Annotated in this window: 19 protein-coding genes; 4 read left to right on the forward strand and 15 right to left on the reverse strand. The window is 56.5% G+C overall.

The window, feature by feature from the left end; translation table 11 throughout:
- The 6 genes from ACTNE6_RS17010 to ACTNE6_RS17035 form a co-directional block, all read right to left on the reverse strand.
- A complete protein-coding gene (locus tag ACTNE6_RS17010) occupies window positions 1-630 on the reverse strand; it encodes an MxaP protein (protein WP_442497590.1) in 630 nt (209 codons plus the stop codon).
- A gap of 175 nt (window positions 631-805) precedes the next feature.
- Complete coding sequence (locus tag ACTNE6_RS17015; protein WP_442497591.1) at window positions 806-1,822, reverse strand: AAA family ATPase; 1,017 nt, start codon at window positions 1,820-1,822, stop codon at window positions 806-808.
- A gap of 162 nt (window positions 1,823-1,984) precedes the next feature.
- Window positions 1,985-2,269 carry a methanol dehydrogenase [cytochrome c] subunit gene (locus tag ACTNE6_RS17020; RefSeq protein WP_027158517.1) on the reverse strand — a complete coding sequence of 95 codons (285 nt, stop codon included), beginning with the start codon at window positions 2,267-2,269 and terminating at the stop codon, window positions 1,985-1,987.
- 199 nt (window positions 2,270-2,468) lie between these two features.
- Window positions 2,469-2,945, reverse strand: coding sequence for a cytochrome c(L), periplasmic (moxG, locus tag ACTNE6_RS17025; protein WP_442497592.1), 477 nt, complete (start codon window positions 2,943-2,945; stop codon window positions 2,469-2,471).
- Window positions 2,946-2,952: 7 nt separating this feature from the next.
- The gene (gene moxJ, locus ACTNE6_RS17030) at window positions 2,953-3,807 is read right to left on the reverse strand and encodes a methanol oxidation system protein MoxJ (RefSeq protein ID WP_442497593.1); all 855 of its coding nucleotides are present in this window, start codon (window positions 3,805-3,807) and stop codon (window positions 2,953-2,955) included.
- Window positions 3,808-3,865: 58 nt separating this feature from the next.
- Window positions 3,866-5,677, reverse strand: a complete 1,812-nt coding sequence (locus ACTNE6_RS17035) for a methanol/ethanol family PQQ-dependent dehydrogenase (RefSeq protein ID WP_442497594.1) — start codon at window positions 5,675-5,677, stop codon at window positions 3,866-3,868.
- A gap of 329 nt (window positions 5,678-6,006) precedes the next feature.
- Between ACTNE6_RS17035 and ACTNE6_RS17040 the strand changes: the two genes are divergently transcribed.
- Both ACTNE6_RS17040 and ACTNE6_RS17045 read left to right on the forward strand, forming a co-directional pair.
- The gene (locus ACTNE6_RS17040; RefSeq protein WP_442497595.1) at window positions 6,007-6,663 is read left to right on the forward strand and encodes a response regulator; all 657 of its coding nucleotides are present in this window, start codon (window positions 6,007-6,009) and stop codon (window positions 6,661-6,663) included.
- Window positions 6,664-7,038: 375 nt separating this feature from the next.
- The gene (locus ACTNE6_RS17045) at window positions 7,039-7,815 is read left to right on the forward strand and encodes an ATP-binding protein (protein WP_442497596.1); all 777 of its coding nucleotides are present in this window, start codon (window positions 7,039-7,041) and stop codon (window positions 7,813-7,815) included.
- 66 nt (window positions 7,816-7,881) lie between these two features.
- Here ACTNE6_RS17045 and ACTNE6_RS17050 read toward each other — a convergent pair whose 3' ends face one another.
- Entirely contained in the window at window positions 7,882-8,313 is a 432-nt protein-coding gene (locus ACTNE6_RS17050) for a DUF2383 domain-containing protein (protein ID WP_442497597.1), read from the reverse strand.
- Window positions 8,300-9,211: a lipid kinase gene (locus tag ACTNE6_RS17055; protein ID WP_442497598.1), complete on the reverse strand. Its 912-nt coding sequence runs from the start codon at window positions 9,209-9,211 to the stop codon at window positions 8,300-8,302. The genes ACTNE6_RS17050 and ACTNE6_RS17055 overlap by 14 nt, the downstream gene beginning before the upstream one ends.
- Before the next feature lie 207 nt (window positions 9,212-9,418).
- On the opposite strand from ACTNE6_RS17055, the gene ACTNE6_RS17060 reads away from it, so the two are divergent.
- Window positions 9,419-9,607, forward strand: coding sequence for a hypothetical protein (locus ACTNE6_RS17060; protein WP_442497599.1), 189 nt, complete (start codon window positions 9,419-9,421; stop codon window positions 9,605-9,607).
- Window positions 9,608-9,735: 128 nt separating this feature from the next.
- On the opposite strand, the gene ACTNE6_RS17065 is transcribed toward ACTNE6_RS17060, so the two are convergent.
- The 3 genes from ACTNE6_RS17065 to ACTNE6_RS17075 form a co-directional block, all read right to left on the reverse strand.
- Complete coding sequence (locus ACTNE6_RS17065; protein WP_442499712.1) at window positions 9,736-10,467, reverse strand: type II secretion system F family protein; 732 nt, start codon at window positions 10,465-10,467, stop codon at window positions 9,736-9,738.
- A 160-nt stretch (window positions 10,468-10,627) separates the two neighbouring features.
- A complete protein-coding gene (locus ACTNE6_RS17070; RefSeq protein ID WP_442497600.1) occupies window positions 10,628-12,088 on the reverse strand; it encodes a flavin-containing monooxygenase in 1,461 nt (486 codons plus the stop codon).
- Window positions 12,089-12,395: 307 nt separating this feature from the next.
- Window positions 12,396-13,565, reverse strand: coding sequence for an acyl-CoA dehydrogenase family protein (locus ACTNE6_RS17075; RefSeq protein ID WP_442497601.1), 1,170 nt, complete (start codon window positions 13,563-13,565; stop codon window positions 12,396-12,398).
- A gap of 394 nt (window positions 13,566-13,959) precedes the next feature.
- Between ACTNE6_RS17075 and ACTNE6_RS17080 the strand changes: the two genes are divergently transcribed.
- On the forward strand, window positions 13,960-14,706 hold the full coding sequence (locus tag ACTNE6_RS17080; RefSeq protein WP_442497602.1) for a response regulator transcription factor: 747 nt from the start codon (window positions 13,960-13,962) through the stop codon (window positions 14,704-14,706).
- Window positions 14,707-14,956: 250 nt separating this feature from the next.
- Here ACTNE6_RS17080 and ACTNE6_RS17085 read toward each other — a convergent pair whose 3' ends face one another.
- From ACTNE6_RS17085 to ACTNE6_RS17100, 4 genes are all read right to left on the reverse strand, one after another.
- The gene (locus ACTNE6_RS17085; protein ID WP_442497603.1) at window positions 14,957-15,487 is read right to left on the reverse strand and encodes an SRPBCC family protein; all 531 of its coding nucleotides are present in this window, start codon (window positions 15,485-15,487) and stop codon (window positions 14,957-14,959) included.
- A gap of 110 nt (window positions 15,488-15,597) precedes the next feature.
- Window positions 15,598-17,316, reverse strand: a complete 1,719-nt coding sequence (locus tag ACTNE6_RS17090) for an AAA family ATPase (protein WP_442497604.1) — start codon at window positions 17,314-17,316, stop codon at window positions 15,598-15,600.
- Window positions 17,300-18,844: a protein adenylyltransferase SelO gene (locus ACTNE6_RS17095; protein ID WP_442497605.1), complete on the reverse strand. Its 1,545-nt coding sequence runs from the start codon at window positions 18,842-18,844 to the stop codon at window positions 17,300-17,302. Before ACTNE6_RS17095 ends, ACTNE6_RS17090 begins: the two co-directional genes overlap by 17 nt.
- A gap of 9 nt (window positions 18,845-18,853) precedes the next feature.
- Window positions 18,854-20,209, reverse strand: a complete 1,356-nt coding sequence (locus ACTNE6_RS17100; RefSeq protein ID WP_442497606.1) for a (Fe-S)-binding protein — start codon at window positions 20,207-20,209, stop codon at window positions 18,854-18,856.
- Window positions 20,210-20,238: the final 29 nt, after the last annotated feature.

The raw sequence follows: 20,238 nt of genomic DNA on the forward strand, positions 1-20,238 counted from the left end.
TTACTGCTGGCTCGCTATCAGATACATGACCGCGCCGGTGAATACGGTGTAGGCGGGCAGGCTGTACTTGACGGGCCAATCCAGGATCAGTCCGACCAGCCCCGAATAGCTCCGGTCGTCGCGGTTGTAAATCCCCTCGCCGACCAGCCAGTACAGTGTATTCAATACACCGAGCCCGAGTATGGAGAAAAAGCCGATATCGTCGATCAGCAGCGATTTCGAGGCGAGCATGTGGTCCTTGTCGCTGAAGTGCAGCCAATGCGCGGCCCATATGCCGACAATCAGGGCGCCGATCTTGAACGCGATCAGACAGAAGGCCTGTGTGATGCGGCGCAGGTAATACGAAACCTGAACGAGCGCGGGCAGCCGGCGCGCCAGAAAAACGGCAGGCAGCGCCATGCAGAACAGCAACAGGCCGGTGACGCCCAGCAACACCCAGAACCGGGTGCTGACGGCCTCGTTGATGGCGCCTGTGTAATAAGCCGCGTAGGACGCTTCCGCCAGATGGTCAAAGCCGTCGGCAATGAAAAAGCAGATGAAACTGACGCCGGCCCAGGTCAGGTATTGTTCGGTCAAATCGCCGAGATCCGTTTTGGGTTTGATTAAATCAAAGTATTTTTTCACGCTCATGGGTTGCTCACCTGGATAAGTGCCGATGTTATGCATGAATCGCCAGATTCATGTAGTGCGGCGCTGGTTAAGAACTGCAGGATACGCATTGCGTACCTTGCCGGGCGTTCCAATTGCCCTGCCGCAAAAGGTACGCAATGCGTATCCTGCCTTTTCAACTCCGACATCCATTCAATCACGGCGCGGCAATTTGGTTGAGAATGCCGTTGATCAGCTCAGGCATCAGTTCATCCTTCCGGTAGGCGTACATCGGGCTCAAAAAGATGCGATGCGCCATCGTGACCTGATAAACCGCCTGCAGGTCTTCGGGCAGCAAGGCATTGCGGCCTTCCAGCCAGGCACGGACCTTGGCGGCGCGGATGAAATAACTCATGCCGCGCGGACTGGCGCCGGCCTGCAGCAGCGCGCTCATGTCCACATCGGCCAGCTCGATCCCGTAGTCCTGCGGATAATGCGAGGCTTTCCACAACGCCAGGGCATAAGCGCGCAGTTTCGGCGTGCCCTGGATATTCTCCTGCAGCATGACCGCCAGATCGTTGAGTTCGTAATAAGCGATGCCGCCGGTTTCCATGCCGGCAATCAGCCGGTCGACGTCATGGAAGCGCTGGTTGAACATCAGTTCATCCAGCACTGCATCATCCGTCGGCGTCGCCATGCCGATTTCAAACATGAAACGGTCTTTTGCGGCGGCCGGCATTTCGAAGGTTTCCTCTTTCTCGACGCGGTTCCTGTCGGCGAACACCTGCAGGTGCGGGAATTCGTAATCGCGGTTGAAGGCATTGATGCTGCGCTCGGCCATGGCACGCAACAGCAACGAATGCACCTGCGGGCGGGCGCGGTTGATTTCGTTGAAAAAGAAAGTCGCCAACCGGCTGCCCTGCTTCAGCAGGGGGCCCGGATCGACGCGCGGCTTGCCGGCTTCGTCCAGGTAGGTGTAGTAGACGAGATCGGCGGGCATCAGATCGATGGTGCCTTCGACGCGTTGGTATTCTCCGCCCAGACCATGAGCAATGGCGCGCAGCAGCGTCGTCTTGCCGACGCCGACCTGGCCTTCCAGCAATACATGGCCGCGCGCGAACACGGCAAGGACGATATTGCGGACCACGGAGGGCTGACCGATCACAATCCCGTTGATCTGTTGTTCGAACTGCAGCGCCTTGGCGCGCCAGTCGTTGAGCTGGTTGTCTGTCATGTTTGGCTATAAAAAAGCTCCGTTAAGGGGAGGTCTTAACGGAGTAAGCATGGTTTAAGTATCAAAAATTCATGAGGAATGAAGCCTGGAGCAAAGCCTCGCTTCAGGCTTCGGTGCAGAACAGACATACAGGGGGCCACATGCCTGTCCCTATGGAAATCCTTAATTGATTTCCTCTACGTCATAAACAAACTTGCCGGTTTTACTCAAGTGCTCCCAGCGCTTTTCATTTCGGGCCTCCATTTCCTTGATGGACTGCGCTTGTTTATTCAGTTCGTTGGGATCGTGTTTCGGGTCGTACTTGCTGCCCGCAACCTTTTCCGGATAGCCCGGCTTGGGTTCCCAGCACACGCCGGGTTCCTTGCAGTTGGTGCCGTCATAGGCCGATGCGGAAAATGACAGCGTGGCCATAAGACTTGCGAAGCCGAGTAAAAGTAATTTTTTCATTGTCGTGTCCTCGTTATTTAGTGCTTAGCTGAAAAGGTACGCAATGCGTACCCTACAGCACGTGTAGGCTGGGTTGGAGCTTTAGCGGAAACCCGGCATGGGCGGCTTCGAATGCTGGGTTTATCAACCCAGCCTACCCCGGTTAAAAGCGGCGGCGCCCGGCGCGGCAAACGGGATAGATAACGGAGATGCCGTAACGTCAGTCTTTCAACCATTTGGCCTTTTTCGGGTCACCTTTGTAGATATCCCGCAAAAAGGCCATGATATTCAGCATCTCATCGGTGCTGAAGTTGACGTATTGCGGCCCCATCATGCCGTTGGCGCCGCCGAACAGCAGTTCGAACAAGCCCTTGTCGGTAGCGTTGGCCGGATAAGTCCAGTAGTCGTCTGCCAGACCGGGACCCAACTTGCCTTCCGCTTCATGACCGTGGCAGCCGGAGCAGCCCGTCATGTAAAGGCTTTTACCCTTCTCGACCGCTTCCTTATCGCCGTTATAAGGGTTTTTGCCGGTCTGCATGAACTGCTTGAACGCATCCGTGTGTCCGCCGGACTTGGCGACGCTCATGTCCAGCACTTCGCCGGTGATGGCATGGTGCAGCGTGATGTCCGCCTGTGCGATAGGACTGGACAAAGCCAGGGTCGCGAGTACGGCGGCTGTTAAATTGTTATATTTCATTTTGTTGTTAATCCTGTTTTTGCATGGCTAAAGCAGGCTCCTGTTCGGGCAGCAGGGGAATCCCTTCTGCTTCCAGAATCTGCCTTATATCGTGTTGTCGTTTTTCGATGACCTGATTCAACTGCGCCAGCAGGGCTTCGTCGCCTTTGCGCACGCCCATGGAGGTGCTGTAGTGGAAGCCTACCTTCTCGCCGTCGGCGCGGGTATTGTTGTCAGGGATCACCGTCACCTTCAGCGGTGTCGAAGACTCCTTGACATAACGGGCGCCGGCCGGCCCCCACAGCACGGCGACTTCGGCACGGCCCGAGGCCACCTCGGAAACCAGCTTGGCGTTGTCGTACTTGACGTACTGGTTGCGCCTGGACTTGTAGCCCACCAGTTCCTGCTCGTAATTGAACATGTCGTTGTAACGCCCGATCGCCCGCATCATGACTTCAGCCGGCGAACCCGGCACATAGGCGATGCGTTCAGCCTTGCGCAGGACTTCGCTGTCCCAATTCCGCAGGTCCAGATTGTCGTTCTGGCGCGTGATGAACACGTAGCCGGACCGGTAATAAGGCCGCGTGGTCAGTACCCTCGGATCGCCCGTGTCCATGCCGATGGAAACGTCGCAAAGCCCTTTGTCCAGGTAATCGCGCAAGTAGAAGCGCGGATCGGTCCAGGTCACGTATTCGACTTTCCGGCCCAGTTCCTCACCGACCAGCTGCGCCAGCTTGTTCTCGAAGCCTTCCCCTTTTTTATTGGAGTACGGCATTTCGTCTTCCGCAGCGCAGACTTTCAACGGTTCCTGAGCGAAAGCGCCGGATGCCGCAAAGCCCAGCGCCAGAAATAGAGCAGTTAAGATAGTTACTTTAAATGACATATTGTCCTCGTGGTAAGGGCGGACGGAAATCATCCGCCCGCCCTACGTTTTCAGATACTTAAAGCGAGAACACCATGACGCCGCCGCCCATTTGCGTGTAGTGCGCCAGTTCTTTGAACGCACCGACCGCGCCGAGACCGGCTGTCGGGTCTTTCAGGTCGAATACCAGGCCGACGCCGGGCCAGCCGCCTACGCCGTAATAAATCGCGACGTATTGCTTGCCGTCGTGTTTATAGGTAATCGGATGGCCGATCACGCCGGAAGGCAGCTTGAATTTCCACAGCTCTTCGCCGGTTCTGGAGTTAAGCGCCTTGATGTAACCATCCAGCGTGCCGTAGAACACCAGGTCGCCCGCCGTTGCCGTAGTGCCGCCCCAGACCGCGAATTTTTCCTGGATTTCCCACTCGAATTCGCCGGTGACCGCATTCATGGCCTTGACCTGGCCCAAGGTGCCTTTAGGTCCCGGATACATGTTCAAGGTAGCGCCGACGAAGAACTGGCCTGCGCGGTAAGGCAGCATGAACGGTTCCCAGTCCATGCAGATGTGGTTCACGCCCATGAAGAACAGTTGCTTGGTCGGGTCGTAGGACTCGATGCCTTGGTTGTGATAGCCCATGGCCGAAGGACAGATGCCTTTGGCTTCGTGGTCCATGTGCGTCGAATATTCGGGGTCACGTACCGGCAGACCGGTTTTCAGGTCCACGTGCTTGACCCAGTTGACGGTGTTGTCGATTTTGAAGGCGTTGACCAGATCGCCGTTTTCACGGTTCAGGGTATAGACCAGTCCGTTGCGGTCAGGATGGGTCAGCAGTTTGGTCATTTTGCCGTTGACCATCTGCTCGGACAGGCCCATGTAGTTGACGCCGGCGTAATCCCACTCGTCATGAGGCGTTTTCTGATAGCCGAATTTCGCTTCGCCGCTATCGATGTCGCGCCCCCAGATGGTCATGGTCCACTTGTTGTCGCCGGGACGCATGGTTTCGTTCCATGGCGCCGGGTTGCCTGATCCGTAGTACAACATTCTCAAATCGGGGTCATAAGCATACCAGCCCCAGTTGGTGCCGCCGCCGATTTTCCAGGCGTCGCCTTCCCAGGTTTTCAGACCCAGGCCGAACTGGCCGTAATGCGGGTTGGCCTTGTTGAAGTCTTTCGACAATTTGATGTCTTCATCGGGACCGGTCGCGTAAACGCGCCAGGCCTGTTTGCCGTCCTTGATGTTATAAGCCGTCGCGTAGCCCCTGACGCCCAGTTCGGCACCGGACGTGCCGACGATGACCTTGTCCTCGGCGACAAACGGCGCGACGGTCAGTGTCGAGCCCATCGCGATATCGGAGTTCTCCATTTTCCACAGCTGTTCGCCGGTTTTCGCGTTCAGCGCGACGATGTGGCCGTCAAGCTGGTTCAGGAAGATCGTCGCGGGATAATCCTTGCCCTGCGGCGCATAAGCCAGACCACGGTTGACCACGTCGCAACAGGCTACCGCACGGGCCGCCGGATTCTGTTTGGGCTTGAACTCCCACAGGATCTTGTCAGGATTGTTCAGGTCGATGGCGAAAACGTTGTTCGGATAAGGTGTATGAACATACATGATGCCGTCAACGACCAAAGGCCCGCCTTCGTGGCCGTTCAGCACGCCGGTTGAAAAACTCCAGGCTGGCTTCAGGTTCTTGACGTTGGTGATATTGATGTCATACAACTCGCTGTAATGTGTGGAACCGTAGTCCTTGGTCTGCATCACCCAATTGGTGTTCTGGCGCGACATCTTGTCCAGCTCTTTATTGGCCTGCGCCGGTTGCGACAACGCCAACAGGATGCCCGACATCAACGCCGTAGTCGTCCCCACATGACGAGCAAATTTCGAAATCCGCATACTTCCTCCAGGTTATTTTATGCACTGATTAATAAGGCCTAGCCATGCGCGCCGATGGTGTTTGTTTGTGAGAACTTGCAGCAGTCAGCTTTCTTGATCAAAACGAAATGCCTAATGGTTCACCGGCGCGCAAGGCTATGCTGGACGGGAATGATACGGGAGGCGGCTGTGCCCGGGTTACGGAATAAGCCCCGAAATGACCGGGAAAATTGCATCAAATACCCATGAAATTTTCCCCTATCTGATCCGCATCAATAAAAAGGAAAAGCTCCCATAGCCTTGTCCGTCAAAACGACGCATCATGAATTAATTTGTAGGGGAGCAACTGAGTGTCACGCAAGATCGATGTATTATTGGTGGACGACCATGCCGTCGTCCGGGCAGGCTACAAGACCTATCTGGCGTTATCCGATAACATCGGGAAAATTTATGAAGCGGATCGGGGCGAAACGGCCTGTCAGCTTTTCAGCCAGCATCAGCCGGATATCGTGGTGCTGGATCTGTCGATGCCGGGCATCGGCGGTTTTGAAACCATCAGGCGGCTGCTCAGCCGGGAGCCGAATTGCAAGATACTGGTGTTCAGCATTCATGACGCGCTGACCTACGCTTCGCGCGCCATCAAGGCCGGCGCCAGAGGCTATATCACCAAAAACAGCATGCCCGAGACGCTGGTGACGGCGGTCTGCAAAATTGCCGGCGGCGGCACGTATGTGGACCCGGAACTGGCGCAGCAGCTGGCGATCACGATGGGCACGGGCCATGACGAATCGGAAAGGCTCAGGCTGCTGTCGCCCCGGGAATTCGATGTCTTCTGCCTGCTGGCACGGGGCTACAACACGCACAAGGCCGCCGAAAAACTCTGCCTGAGCTACAAGACGGTCTGCAACCACGGCACGGCCATCAAGGAAAAACTGGGCGTGACCACGATCGCCGAACTGACTTTGCTGGCCGGCAGGCAGGGGATTTTGGAGCATGAGGTGGAATGAGGGTTGATGTACCTGTTGCGGTCGAACTCGATGGATTCGAACCAGCGGATCAATATAAATGCCGAGCTATCTTCCGAAACTATCCGGAAACTGTTTTTTATGCTTATTGTCTTGTTATCCCTTGATGTTATGCAGCCCGATAATGCGCTGAACGCAGTGAAGCGCATCAATCGCGACCGATGTGCCTCCTAATGTCAGCAGCCCCGTAGGGTACGCACCGCGTACCTTTTGGAGGTTTAATTCATCTGAACCGTTTAAAAATGGTACGCGGTGCGTACCCTACTTCTCTGCCGGCCCGGCTCCGCTTTCGGATTGCGTTCGAGGAGTTGAATCACATACAATCCAACCCACTCTCAGCAACTTTTGAAAAAACCGATGATCGACTGGAACACCACTTATGCGGCCATCTGGCGCCAGCGTCAGGCCTATTTGCGCCCGGTCCGGCAGACAGACCCGATTCGCCTGGATCAGCTATTGGGGGTTGATTCGCAAAAACAGCAATTGGTAGCCAATACCGAACGCTTTCTGGCGGGGAAGCCTGCCAATAATGCCCTGCTCTGGGGCGCGCGCGGCACCGGCAAATCGTCCTTGGTCAAAGCCTTGCTGAATAACTATAAAGACAAAGGCTTGCGCGTCATCGAGGTGGACAAGGAGGATCTTTTGTACCTGCCGGAAATCGTCGATGACATCCGTGAACACGGTTACCGTTTCATCATCTACTGCGACGACCTGTCTTTCGAAAGCGGCGACAGTCTCTACAAGCCGCTGAAAAGCGTGCTGGAAGGCTCCATCGAACTGCCGCCGGACAACGTGCTGTTTTACGCGACTTCGAATCGCCGGCATCTGCTGCCTGAACATATGCGCGACAATCTGGAGACGCAATTGGTGAATGGCGAAGTGCATTATTCCGACGCCGTCGAGGAAAAAATCTCGCTCGCCGACCGGTTCGGCTTGCGGCTGGCCTTTTACCCGCAGCAAACCCAGACCTATCTTGAGATTGTCGACAGCCATTTTACCGATTTCATGGGCGACCGCGAGGCTCTGCACAAGGCGGCGCTGGATTTTGCCCATCAAAACGCGTCTAAAAGCGGACGTACCGCCAGACAATTTTTCAATGCCTACAGCGAAACCGCCGCTATAGATAATTGCTGAACCGTGCGCCTTATCGCATAAGGCAGATCTAAAGCCAAAGGCCGCGGCGCATTGAACCCGCCATTATCAATAGATCCTTTCCCGCTTTTTCCTTGCGCCGGCTGCCGAGGCTTGCAGTTCCCGCAATATGACCATCGTCTCTTCGTCAAAATCCAGACGGAAAGCCTCGTCAATGTCCTGCATAAGCTGTGAGTCGATCTCGTCCAGACTAGCCAACAGTTCATTCTTTTCATCCTCTGAAAAGGCGGCTTTTATCCGGGTAAAAATCTCCTCGACCGCCAGTTTTTCGGGGTCAGGCGATGAAGGCATATCGCCGAGCTTATACATCTTTGGCGCCAGCTTATCGATAAGCTTTTTGCGCTCCCTAACCAGCTTATCAAGCAACGTTCCGGTCTGTTCATCCTGAATGGACTCCCCGACCCGACAGTAATGATCGATCGATCTGAGGCCTGAGTTGATGACAGTATCAAGGGCAACCTGTTTTTCAGTTCTCAGCATTGCGCCCCTCCCAGGTAAAATATTCATCCGGCACGTACACCTGCAAACGGTTCGGATTCAGCTCGAAACAAGCGGGCGTTTTGGAAACATATTCCCCGTCCGCCCATATATCCATCTTTCTCGAAGTATTTATCCTGATGCTTTCGCCGCTACGCAGCCAGACACCCTCGCGGCCTTTCAACTGGCCGCCCAGAATGACTACTGAGTGGCTCAGGAAACGCCAGAAGCTTTGCGGTTCCAGGCTGAAAATCCTCAGTTTATGATCATCGACCGAAGCTTCCTTCGATAAAGCCATGCCGCCTCCGTAAAACCGGCCGTTGGCAACGGTGATGTGAATCGAGCGCACGCTGAAGCCCTCTCCGTCGCAGACGATATCGGCGCGATAGGGCCGCATCGAGTTAAAGGTTTCAATCAGGCTTCTTGCATAACTGAACCGTCCCCAGCGGGATTTAAGGTCTTTGGTCAGGGCGCGGTTTACTTTGACCCCCAGCCCGATATGCGCGGCATTGACAAACCAGCGGCCGTTCACCTTGCCCAGATCTATGGCATGCAGACGGCCGTCGGCGATGACGGCGGCGGCTGACTCGGCGGATTCCGGTATCTTCAAGGTACGCGCCAAGTCATTGGCGGTGCCCATCGGCAGGATACCCAGAGCAAGACCGCATTCCGAGAGCGCCCCCGACGCGGAACCCATGGTGCCGTCACCGCCGGCAAGGATAACGGTATCGACTTTGCCGCAGTATTGCCGAATCAGGTCGTTAATCCGGGCAGGGTCCTCGGATTCCTGTTCGATCAGGCTGATGCCCGAATCTTTAAGCACCTCGATGGCGCCATTAAGCTCATTGTCTGCTTTGCCGCTTTTTTTATTTGAAATAAAAAGCGCGTTTCGTCTAGTCATGCGAGCCATTCCGACAGGATAAATATGCATTGCAATGTGATCGCTCTGGAAATCAGCAATAGTGTTAAATTGAACTTGGCCTCACGATGCAATCATTGATCAGGTTAATTCGGTGCATGCACTAATAGACAGTTCTTTTCCCGAGTTGTTTAAGTGAGTGATGAGCATGGAATAAATTAAAAGTGTAGGTGCAAATTGATTCGCACTGTGCGCCGGAAAATCTTCCGCCTGTTCAGGAATCACCTCAAAACCCGGATCGAGCCGAGCATGCCGGTTTCGACCGTCACGCTCAGACGCGTGATTTTATCGACGCGGATCGCGTTCTGGGGCTGTGACGGATCAATATTGAACTCGTTTTATCCTGATTCCAAATCGCAACTGTCGGGTTACGGCTAAAGCCTAACCCGACCTACATGCCTAAAGCCTGACCCGAGCGCCTCGTTCTCACGCTCCTGCTTGGGAATGCATACCGAATTCAAGCGCCGGTACGGGTTCCCACGCAGGAGCATGGGAACCAGACATACCTAACGCCCGCCCGACACCAGCGAAAACAACGCCTGAAAAAACGCGTAATAAACAAAACCGACCATGCTGCCGATCACCAGAATCATCGCCGGCTCGATCAGTGCCGACAGCCGCTTGATCGCAATCTCCAGCAATTTTTCGTAATAAACGCCCAACTCCTGCAGCACATTGTCCAGATTGCCGGTGCTCTCGCCCACCGCGATCATCTGCAGCACCAGCGGCGGTATTTTCCGATGACTGAGGCTGCGGGAAACCTCCCGGCCCTCCAGAATTTTTACCGAGGCCGCCTGCAGCTTGTCCGAATACACCCGGTTGCCGATCAGGCTGGCCGTGATTTTCATCGCGTCGTACACCGTCACGCCGCTGAGCAGCAGGATCGACAGCGCCCAGGACAGCTGCGCCATCGAGCCGGTCACCAGCAGACTGCCTATCACGGGTATCCGCAGCAGGATATGGTCGATCCACAAACGGCCCATGCGGGTCTGATAGAGCGGCAGCATCAGGGTGATGAAAGCGATCAGGCCGCCGACGATAAACAGGCCGTTGGCGCGCACGACGGCCGGATAAATCATGGCGTTGATCATCTGCGCGCGCAGCGCCGCCTTTTTATCGAGATGGACGGCCAGCCGCTCCATGATGGCGCCGAGATCGCCGCTGCTTTCCCCGGCGACCACCAGATTCACTGCCATGTCCGGAAACACCGCCTTGTGTTTGCGCATGGCCGACGACAGCGACTCGTATCGCGCTCAGCATTGGATTCGAAATCACTTCCTGATATCCATTTCGCGTTATTGAACCCTCGTGGGAGCGATGCCCTCATCGCGACTAAAAACCGCCGCAAGCCGCGATGTAGGCATCGCTCTCACAAGGCAATCGTTGATTGCCAAAGCCTTAGGATGGATCAATTCCGGCTAAAACTTCTCGATAATCGGCAGGACAATAATGGGAAAACCATTCCGACAACCAGTTCTTTTTGCGCTGGGGATCGATGCCCGCATCCCGCAGCAACTCATCGTGATAGTTCCACATGTGCAGTTTGATTACCGTGGCGCGGCTGTAAATTGCCGGCATGAAGCCGCGCTTCCAGGCTTTTATGGCGTCGATTTCCGCCAGCATTGCCGCGTGATCGGGCAATTGGAACTTGCCTTTGAGCAGGTTGACCAGCCAGACGGCTGCAAGATGCGAGGTCAACGAATTGGAAAACGTCGCCGCCCGGCCGATGAATGCCATATTGGACAGCTTGGGATGCACGATATGCCGGTAAAGATAAACGCCGTCATCTTCCAGGGCGGTTTTGAACACGTCCGGCAGAAAATCATACCGGGGTTTGTAACCGGTCCCGAAAATCACCACATCGCATTCGAGGTGCTCGCCGTTCTCAAGGATCACGCCGTCTTCCGTAAACGCCTTGATCGTGGCGCGCCGGTTGTTGATGCCTCCTTCCCGCATCAGCGCGTAGACCTCCCTGCGCGGCACAAAGTCCAGATTGAAGATATCGATTTCCATGCGTTCATCGGGAACGGCATCGCAAGCCTCGAGGGAAAACTGGAATTTGATAAGCCCTTCGAAAAAACGCCAGAACCCGGACACCAGCCAGGGAAAACCGTTGTGCAGAAGTTTGGACCAGCGATCGGGGCGTTGATACAGGGGCAGGAAGCCGCTGAAAAAGCGGGTCAGGCAAATTCTCCGGGTATCCAGAATGTCCAGGATGTCCATCGGAACGGGCCAATGGGCCTTGCGGTAAATCAGGTCAAGCTTCTTGGCGAATTTGGCCGCTTCGCCCGCCACATCCAGGGCGCTCTTGCCAAAACCGACCACCACGGCCTTGCGTCCGGTAACCAGCACCGGGCCGGCATAGTCCTGTGAATGCATGATTCTGCCCTTGAATTTTTCCTGTCCCGGGAATTCAGGGATGTAGGGGTCAAAATAAAGCCCGGACGCCACCACGACAAAATCGAATGTCTTCCACATTGACTCACCGGTGGCTTTGTCGGTCACCTGCAGGGTCCATCGGCCGTCCTGCTGCTGTTCCAGGCGGTCAACGGCGGTTTTGAAGCGGATTTTGTCGTACACGCCGGTGTCCCTGGCATAGTTTTCGAAATAGGCTTGCAGCTCCTCGCCGCTGGGAACGCGCGGGTAACTGTCAGGCATCGGGTAATCGGGGATTTCGTACAGCGACTTGGGCGTTTGTAGCCCGAAAGTGTGATAACCGGCCGTCCATACGCCGCCAACGCGCTCCCCTTGTTCGAAGATCTCACAGTCGAAGCCCCCCTGGCTCAATAATCTGGCCGCGCCGATGCCGGAAATGCCCGCGCCGAGGATGCCGATGGTTTTAATTGTTGTTTTTCTCATAAATAAACCCATGAATGAACGGTATTAATAATTTTTATTATTTGGGTCTGGCTAACGTCAGCCTCAACCGAATAATACCATTTTCACCATAAGGCAATAGCTTTAAGTACTTGTTTTTACAATAATTTACATTTGCTTGTCGACCAGGCAACGGGTTATTGCGCTATCAACTAAAGTCAAGCCGGCTTTCCGGTAATTACCGCGATAACAAAAGCGGATTGCCTGGGCGGCAAATCGCCTCCTGAACCTTCCGCGTTGGGCATCTGGCCGCGCCCCGACCGATTTCAGGGCAAGGCCCTGCCTCATCCTAGAACCGTAAGAACATCCAATCGGGATCGAGCCCGAGCATGATTTGCCCGACCGACTCCAGCTTGTTCGCGTTCGTGAAGCCGTGCTGCGCGATGACGTGAATATCGCGGAAGTACCGCTCGAACGGATACTCCTGGCGAATGCCCGAAGCGCCGGCGATCTCGTGGATGAAGCTTACGGCCTTGGCGCATTCGAGCGTGGCATGGGTCATGGCCAGTTGCATGTGGCCTTTCAGCGCCAGGGTGATGGGTCTTTCGGCGACGGCTTCCTGCCAGGCTTCCTCGAACGCGCCGAACAAAAAAGCGCGACTGGCGCCGAGTTTGGCTTCGGCCTGCGCGAGCTGCGATTGCACGACGGCATGGCTCTTGAGCGTTTTCGCGCCATAGGCCGGTGTCTTGTTGATGATGAGGTCTATGGCTTCATCGATAGCCGCGCGCGCGATGCCGAGCGCCGACGCGACGAGGATCGCGAACGCCGGCCAGACCGTCAGCCGGTACAGCGGCCCCTGATAGGCGCTGCCCGGTTTCACTGACGGCTCCCACGGCGCGACCCAGTGTTCGGGGATGAACACGTCCCGTATATCGACATCATGGCTGCCGCTGCCCCGCATGCCCATCGTGTGCCAGTTGTCCACGATGTCAACCTCGGATGCGGGAACGGCGATCAGCCGTGTTTCGGGCATGCCATAGGCATTGACGCGCAATTTGTTCCTGTCATGGATGTGGGCGAAGCCGATAAAAACCGTGGCATAGTGGGCGCCGCTCACGTATGACGTGCGCCCCGAGATGCGGTAGCCGCCCGCGACCGGCACGGCCTTGCGCGCGGGGTTGAAGGCGCCGACCGGAATCGCGTCGAAGTTGAATATCTCCCGAGCGCCCTGGTCGCTAAACCACAACGCGAACATGTCGTGGGCAACGGAGATTTGCAGGTTCCAGCCCGCCGCGCTGTCGATGCGCGAGACTTCCTCGATGATGCGGAAGCCGGATATCGGGTCAAGCTCGAAGCCGCCGAACGCCTTCGGTCGCCACAGCCGGTAAAGCCCCGCCTGATGCATCGCCTTGGCCACAGGGGCGGCCAGTTTCCGCTCGCGCTCGGCCTCGGGGGCGTGCTGCCGGATGATCGGTTCGATTTCCCGCACGGCTCTTAGAAGGGTGTCGGTTGTGGACATAAAGCATTCTCTGTTCGTATCGTTATTAAACAAATCCATAAATGAATGGCATTAATAATTTTCTGCTGAGGACTTACGTATTTTCCTTTCTCTCGCCGGCAGGAGTAGTGCATGTGGGGGCGGCTTTGGTCGCCCCCACATGCAAAGCTTGCGTAAGCCCTGTCTGCCTTGGCTAACGCTGGCCGATCCCATAATACCATTTTGACCGCAGGGCAATTGGCTTAAACATTTGTTTTTACAAAAATTTACATCTATTTATGAAGCAGGTTGACGGATTTCCGCAAGGCTTTCAACTTGAATGCAACCGTTTTCCGGCTTTTGGCTCGCGGCGACAAGCGGTACTATAATGGCCGCATAAAACTGAATGGCTGCAATGGGTAATGAGGTAAAAGCAGTGACAAGTATTTTGATCGTCGACGGCGACGCGGAACAGGCCGGACTATTTCAAGACGGCCTGGAACGGGAAGGTTTTAAGGTGACGGCCGTCCATGACGGCTTGGGCGGAATGAAGTTGGCGCTGTCGGGCCAATACGACCTGGTGATTCTCGACACCATACTGCCCGACATCAATGGCTGTGAGATTCTGGTGCGCATCCGCCAGGAAAGCCAAATTCCGATCCTGATGCTCACCTCCGGGGATTACGATGCCGACTGTACGATCGGTCTGCTGGAAGATGGAGCCGACGATTATCTCTGCAAACCCTGCACGCCTCGCGAACTGGCGGTGCGCACCCGAGCCCTTCTGCGCCGCGCCGAAGCCGCTGTCGATAAAAGGACGCCGGATGAGCCGATTGACACCGGACCGCTAAAAATATGGAGCGACAAGCGTAAGGCCGTCTGGCTCGGCAAGGAACTGGAGCTGACCAGTACCGAATTCGACTTGTTGAAAACATTGGCCCTTAATGTCGGCCGTACCGTCAGCAAGCACGAACTATCGGAAAAAGCCCTGGGCCGGCCGCTGGCGCGCTTCGACCGCAGCATTGACATGCACATAAGCAGCATCCGGCAGAAGCTGGGCCATCGGAACAATGGCCATTCGTACATACAGACCGTGCACGGCAAGGGCTATCAACTGCTCAGAGACCATACCTGGGCCGTTTATTCCGGAAACGCTTTTTCGAGTTTCGGCTGGCATTGCTGACCGCCGGCAACGGCATAACCTCCCAGCGGCTTCGAAATGCCGGCTGTATCAGCCCGGTCCAGCCTGCTTGAAGCCCTGGCTGGATGGCTGTGTAAGCCTTCCGGGCCGAACGCCCAAAGGGCAAATAAATTCGCCCCTACATTCATTGACAAATCGGAAAGTTATTTTTAACCGAATCCCAAGAGCCATGGACCATGCCGCGGCATAAAGCCTGGCTGTCGCCCGGCGCTTGCCGGAGAATCCGGAAAGCTCACTTTTCCAGCTTTTGCTTAAGACCACTCAGGCCGTTTTTGAAAAACGCGTTCATGGCCTTGACGGCCGCTTCGTCACTGAGATTTTCGGGCGGCGTGTTGCTGGTGTCGCCGCGGTAAAATCGGCTTTTCAGCGTGACCACGCTGTTGTCGGCCGTCTCGCCGGCAGTCAACTGCATCGCGATGGAGTAGGAACTGGTCGGGAACGCCTGCACGTTTTCGGTTTTCAGGCGGTAGCTGTATTCGTGATCCTTGTCGCTGTAGAAATCCAGCTCTTCCACGAGCTGTCCGCCGTTTTGCAGCGTGATCGTGCGCGTGCCGCCGGATTCATGCTTGCCGTCGCCGGTGCTTTCCTTGACGTCGGGATGCCAGCCCGAAATGCCGTCGAATTGCTTGATGGCGACCCAGACCGCATCGACCGGCGCATTGATGACCACGCTCTCCTTGGCTTTTTGCGGCGTCGGCCCGTGGGCCAGGGACGCTACGGGAAATAACAGAAAAGCGATTAATGCTGCGGGTGTGAACTTCATATCAATACTATGCCTTATTTAAAAGGGCACAGTATCGATGAATCCGCCTTAAAGGCATCGGGCAAATTTCCCGATGCCGGCAGGGACAATTCCTTTTTTGACTCTACCGCTCAGGTACGCACATCTTCCCGCCTGGCCGGCTTGTCCATGCCCCTGAACACCGAACAGCGGTTGAACACGTCCAGGGTCGCCGCCACCCGTTTTTGCTGGCAGAACTTGGCGGCCAGTTTGGTCAGTCCCTTGATTTCCCGGCCGGTCGCATCAGGGAAAGCATCCGCCAGTTCTTCGATCAGTTCCGGGGCTACGGGCAAGTTGAACTGCTCGGTCATGACTTGCCAGATTTTGACCCGGTCCGCCCGTTGCGGCGGATAATAGCGGATCAGGGCGATGCAGCGGGAAATGATGGCTTCATCGATGTCATCGATGCGGTTGGTAGTCAGAAACAGCAGGCCGTTGAAATATTCCAGCACGCGCAGAAATACGCCGACCACGGCATTCGAAGACAAATCGTCGTTGCGGCGGCGGATGTAGACATCGGCTTCGTCGATCAGCATCACGGCGCCCCAGCGTTGTGCGCGGATCAGGGTGTCCTTGAGCGCCTTCTCCATTTCCGCGACGTTCAAGCCCAATTGGCCGGAATGCACGCGGTACAGCGGGCGCTGAATGATTTCCGAGTAAACCTCGGCGGTCAGCGTCTTGCCGACTCCGGCAGGGCCCGCGCAAAGTACCGTCGTGCCGCCGGATTTGCCTTCCACGATGTCATCCATCAGTACGTCCATCTCGGCGGTCAGGATGTCGATCAGATCGGTCTGCTCGGGCGGCAGAATCAGCTTTTGCTTCAATTCGGGCTGGTAGCGGTAGGGCTGCAGTTTGTCGACATGCACCCAGACATGGTGATGCAGTTCCAGATGGAACATCAGCATGTAGCCGTGCACCGGCAACTCGGTGAACAAGCCCTTGGGAATGGACGCCCTGGAAGCTTCCGCCTGCTGTTCCACCTTGCTGTCGTAGCGCGCGCTTTTGCCGGCCCGGCGCAGAAAGCCGCCCAGAATATCCCCGGACGCATCCAGTGTTAACACGCGATCGCCGAGAATATTTTCATCATTGACCAGCCGGGTGCTGCCGCCGCCGGAAGACAGCACGACGACATTCTTGCGGGTCCAGTCGTTGCTTCGATGATTGGCGGTCGGGTCTTCGGCATAGATGCCCGTGCCCTTGCCCGAGAATTGTTCGCCGTAGCGCGCCCGCCAGTCGAAATAACGCGCCGCGGATTCGTCGTAGGCCGCGATCAGCTCCGGTGTTTCCTTCAGATAGCCTTTCATGGCCAGGATTTCGCTGATCGACTGCCCGTCGATGTCTTTTTGCCGAATGATCAGGTTTTCGATGGCGATTTTGCCGCGCGAGTTGGCTTTCAGCTCGATCAGTATTCTGCCGGCCTCTTCTTCGCCGGGCGGCGTATAGTCAAGCCGGGTGATCAGATAAGCCGTGGTTCTGCCGGATGCGCTGACGCGGAACAGCCAGCCGCGCAGCGCATCCTCAACCAGATAACCGGCAATCGCCGGCACCAGCCTTTCCAGGTCGTCGGCCGAATACTTCTGCCCGTCGTCATTGAGCGCTTTTTGCAGTGTGGCGATCATCGCCGCCTGGCTGCGCATGTCAGAGCCGGCCTGCTGGTAGAGATTCTTAAGATAGCCGAGCTCGGAACTGGATAGCCGGTTAAAAGGCACTTCCGCCTTGTTGCCGAAGCGCAGTTGGTCCTTAAGCGGCATCAGTTCCGGAAATTCCGCCACCATCGCATCAACATAATTTCTTTCAATCTGCAATTTCATTTTCTGATGCCTCTTTAATAGTTGGTAGGCTGGGTTGGAGCTTTAGCGGAAACCCGGCATGGGCGGCTCCAATGCTGGGTTTAACAACCCCGCCTGCGGCCGATGCCTTCTGCTGTGGCAGGCTGTAAAAATCCATGCCCGTCTGCTCCTCATACGGGTTTTGCAGCAGCGTCAATAGTCTGTCCAATTCAGTGACGTCGCCTTTTTCGGCTTTTTGTACGGCTTGATCCAGAAGATGCCTGCGCAGGATATAGCAGGGATTGACCCGGTTCATGCGTGCCAAGCGCTGGTCCGCAGATGCTTTTTCCAGTCCCAGACGATCCTGATAGCTGTCCAGCCAGTTTTGCAGCGGGGCGGTAAATGTCGGGGAATCGAATGAGCCTCGACCTGGCTCAAAGCCGGCAAGGCTGCGGAAAAAGCAGGCATAGTCGGCGCCGGAACGGGCCAGTATCGACAACAGGCCGCTTACCAGATCGGCATCGCCGGGATGCTGCGTCTGCAGTCCCAGTTTCGCCCGCATGGCTTGCAGATAATGCAGCTGGTAGGTTTGCCGGTACAGGCGCAGCAAGCCGGCCGGTATGGTCGGCGAGGGCAGCAGCGAGGCAAACGCCTGGGCCAGCGCCAGACAGTTCCAGCGCCCGATGTCGGGCTGCTGATCATACTGATAGCGATTCTGGTCGTCGGCCGGATTCGGCGAAAAGCCGGGATCATACGCTTCCATGAAACCGAACGGGCCCAGATCCAGCGTTTCGCCGCTCAGGGCCATGTTGTCGGTATTCATAACCCCGTGGACGAACCCCGCACTTTGCCAGCCGGCAATCAAGCGGGCCGTCCGCTCGATGACCGTTTCCAGAAACCGCAGCGGCCGTTTTTCCGCCGCTTCATCGAGCAATTCGGGAAAATAGTGTTCGATAACAAATAGAAACAATTCCCGCAGGTCATCGACATCATCGCGGTGATGGAAGTATTCGAAATGACCGAAACGAATATGCGATCTGGCCATTCTGACCAGAATGGCGGCGGTCTCGCTGCGTTCCCGCCGTATTTCCGTACGGCTGCCCAGCAGGCAGAGCGCTCGCGTGCTGGGAATGCCAAGCGCCGCCAGCGCCTCGCCGGCCAGGTATTCCCGGATCGCGGCGCCAAGCGGGTAACGGCCGTCCAGCGTGCGCGAATAAGGCGTTAAACCCGCGCCTTTCAGCTGGATTTCGTAAGTCTCCCAGTTTGCGCCCCGCGTCTCGCCCAGGGTAATGGCGCGGCCGTCGCCCAGCCGCGAGGTAAAAATGCCGAACTGATGCCCAGCGTAAACCGTGGCAATGGGATGCATGCCGGGCAACAATTCGTCGCCGCTAAAACAGCGCAGTGCCGCATCGTTGCTTAATTGTTCGGCCTTTAATCCCAACAGCCGCGCGGCCTGTGCATTGCAATGCACGAAATAAGGCGAGGCCACTGGCGTCGGTTCAACCCGCTGGCAGAATGACGGCGGCCGGTGCAGCCAGGGGTTGGCCCATTGTAGCGTGTTCACTGCCATAGCCCGCGGTCATCGGCCGAGCGCAGCATACAAGATCTCGGCAATATGCAGCGGCTTGGCATGGCCGCCGTTCAGGATTTGCTGCCGGCAGGAAAAGCCGTTGGCGACAACCGCCGCATCGGGCTCCGCCCGCAAGGCCGGATAAAGCCCCTGCTCTGCCATTTCGCGCGAGAAACCGGCATGTTCGGACTCCAGGCCGAATTGTCCCGCCATGCCGCAGCACGATGATTCAATCTGTCGGCTATCCAGTTCCGGGATCAGCTTCAGCACTTTGCGCATCGCCTTGGTCGCGCCGACCGCCTTCTGATGGCAGTGGCCATGTATCAGCAGTTTTTGTCTGCCCAGCGCATTGAACGCCAGGGTCCAGCGTTTGGCCGCCTGTTCCCTGGCGATAAACTCTTCGAGCAATAACACTTTCGCTGCCAATTGCCTGGCCTGCTCGCCCAGGCCCATGCACAGATATTCATCCCGCAGACTGAGCATGCAGGATGGCTCCAGGCCGATGATCCAGCGATCCGCTTCAAGATGCGGCGTCAGTGCCTGCAGCAAGCGATGCGCTTCCTGACGGGCCTCGTCGATCATGCCGTTGGCGAAATAGGTTCGCCCGCAGCATAAAGGCCGCTTTGCCGCACCGGCATGCTCATCTTCATCCAGCAAATGAACCCGGTAGCCCGCAGCAGTGAGCACCGAGACGGCCGCCTCGGCAACGGCCGGATTGAAATGGCGGTTGAAGGTATCGACGAACAGCACGACTTCCGGCATGCCGGTGTCATGTTTCAGTTTGTCCCGCACGGATGCCGCGTTAAACGGCTGCCCGGCGGGTTCCGGCAGTTTCACTTCGGCGCTGATGCCCAGCAATCGATCCGTGCACTGCGCCAGCATCCTATGGCGGTTGCGCCATCTGATCATCAGCCGGCCCAGCCGGGGAAACCGGGCCAGCAGTTTTGGCACGGCCGCAAACAGGCGGTTGCGCAGCGGTATGCCGGCGGTACTGAATCGCTGGGCCAGAAATTCGGCTTTAATCAGCGCCATATCCACTTCGTTCTCGCATTCGCGCTTGCAGCCTTTGCAGCTGACGCACAGGTCCATCGCTTCGGCCAGTTCATCATGCTCGAACGGTGCGCTGCCGAACTCGCCGTTAAGCGCCGCTTTCAGCAATTTGACACGGCCGCCGGTTGATAGCCCGGGGCTGCCGCTGATGCGAAAACTGGGACACATAACGCCCTTGCCGGCTTGCTCGCAGGCGCGGCTGCCGATGCATACGGCAACCGCCTTGGCGAAGTCGCCGCCGGTCCTGGGAATGTCGGCATAGGCGTCCCCCATGCCGGCGTCCTGATAAGCTGACCAATCGAGAAAGAGTTTCATGATGACGCTGAAGTTGATGACAACAGACT

The sequence above is a fragment of the Methylobacter sp. sgz302048 genome, assembly GCF_052162025.1.
Taxonomy (GTDB): Bacteria; Pseudomonadota; Gammaproteobacteria; order Methylococcales; family Methylomonadaceae; genus Methylobacter.

Excerpts from the sequence above, each read along its gene's own strand:
- ACTNE6_RS17095 (WP_442497605.1), bottom strand. The coding sequence starts at position 18,844 with ATGGCAGTGAACACGCTACAATGGGCCAACCCCTGGCTGCACCGGCCG.
- ACTNE6_RS17090 (WP_442497604.1), bottom strand. The coding sequence starts at position 17,316 with ATGAAATTGCAGATTGAAAGAAATTATGTTGATGCGATGGTGGCGGAA.
- moxG (WP_442497592.1), bottom strand. The coding sequence starts at position 2,945 with ATGAAATATAACAATTTAACAGCCGCCGTACTCGCGACCCTGGCTTTG.
- ACTNE6_RS17100 (WP_442497606.1), bottom strand. The coding sequence starts at position 20,209 with ATGAAACTCTTTCTCGATTGGTCAGCTTATCAGGACGCCGGCATGGGG.
- moxJ (WP_442497593.1), bottom strand. The coding sequence starts at position 3,807 with ATGTCATTTAAAGTAACTATCTTAACTGCTCTATTTCTGGCGCTGGGC.
- ACTNE6_RS17050 (WP_442497597.1), bottom strand. The coding sequence starts at position 8,313 with ATGCTGAGAACTGAAAAACAGGTTGCCCTTGATACTGTCATCAACTCA.
- ACTNE6_RS17035 (WP_442497594.1), bottom strand. The coding sequence starts at position 5,677 with ATGCGGATTTCGAAATTTGCTCGTCATGTGGGGACGACTACGGCGTTG.
- ACTNE6_RS17045 (WP_442497596.1), top strand. The coding sequence starts at position 7,039 with ATGATCGACTGGAACACCACTTATGCGGCCATCTGGCGCCAGCGTCAG.
- ACTNE6_RS17070 (WP_442497600.1), bottom strand. The coding sequence starts at position 12,088 with ATGAGAAAAACAACAATTAAAACCATCGGCATCCTCGGCGCGGGCATT.
- ACTNE6_RS17075 (WP_442497601.1), bottom strand. The coding sequence starts at position 13,565 with ATGTCCACAACCGACACCCTTCTAAGAGCCGTGCGGGAAATCGAACCG.
- ACTNE6_RS17020 (WP_027158517.1), bottom strand. The coding sequence starts at position 2,269 with ATGAAAAAATTACTTTTACTCGGCTTCGCAAGTCTTATGGCCACGCTG.
- ACTNE6_RS17055 (WP_442497598.1), bottom strand. The coding sequence starts at position 9,211 with ATGACTAGACGAAACGCGCTTTTTATTTCAAATAAAAAAAGCGGCAAA.
- ACTNE6_RS17010 (WP_442497590.1), bottom strand. The coding sequence starts at position 630 with ATGAGCGTGAAAAAATACTTTGATTTAATCAAACCCAAAACGGATCTC.
- ACTNE6_RS17085 (WP_442497603.1), bottom strand. The coding sequence starts at position 15,487 with ATGAAGTTCACACCCGCAGCATTAATCGCTTTTCTGTTATTTCCCGTA.
- ACTNE6_RS17015 (WP_442497591.1), bottom strand. The coding sequence starts at position 1,822 with ATGACAGACAACCAGCTCAACGACTGGCGCGCCAAGGCGCTGCAGTTC.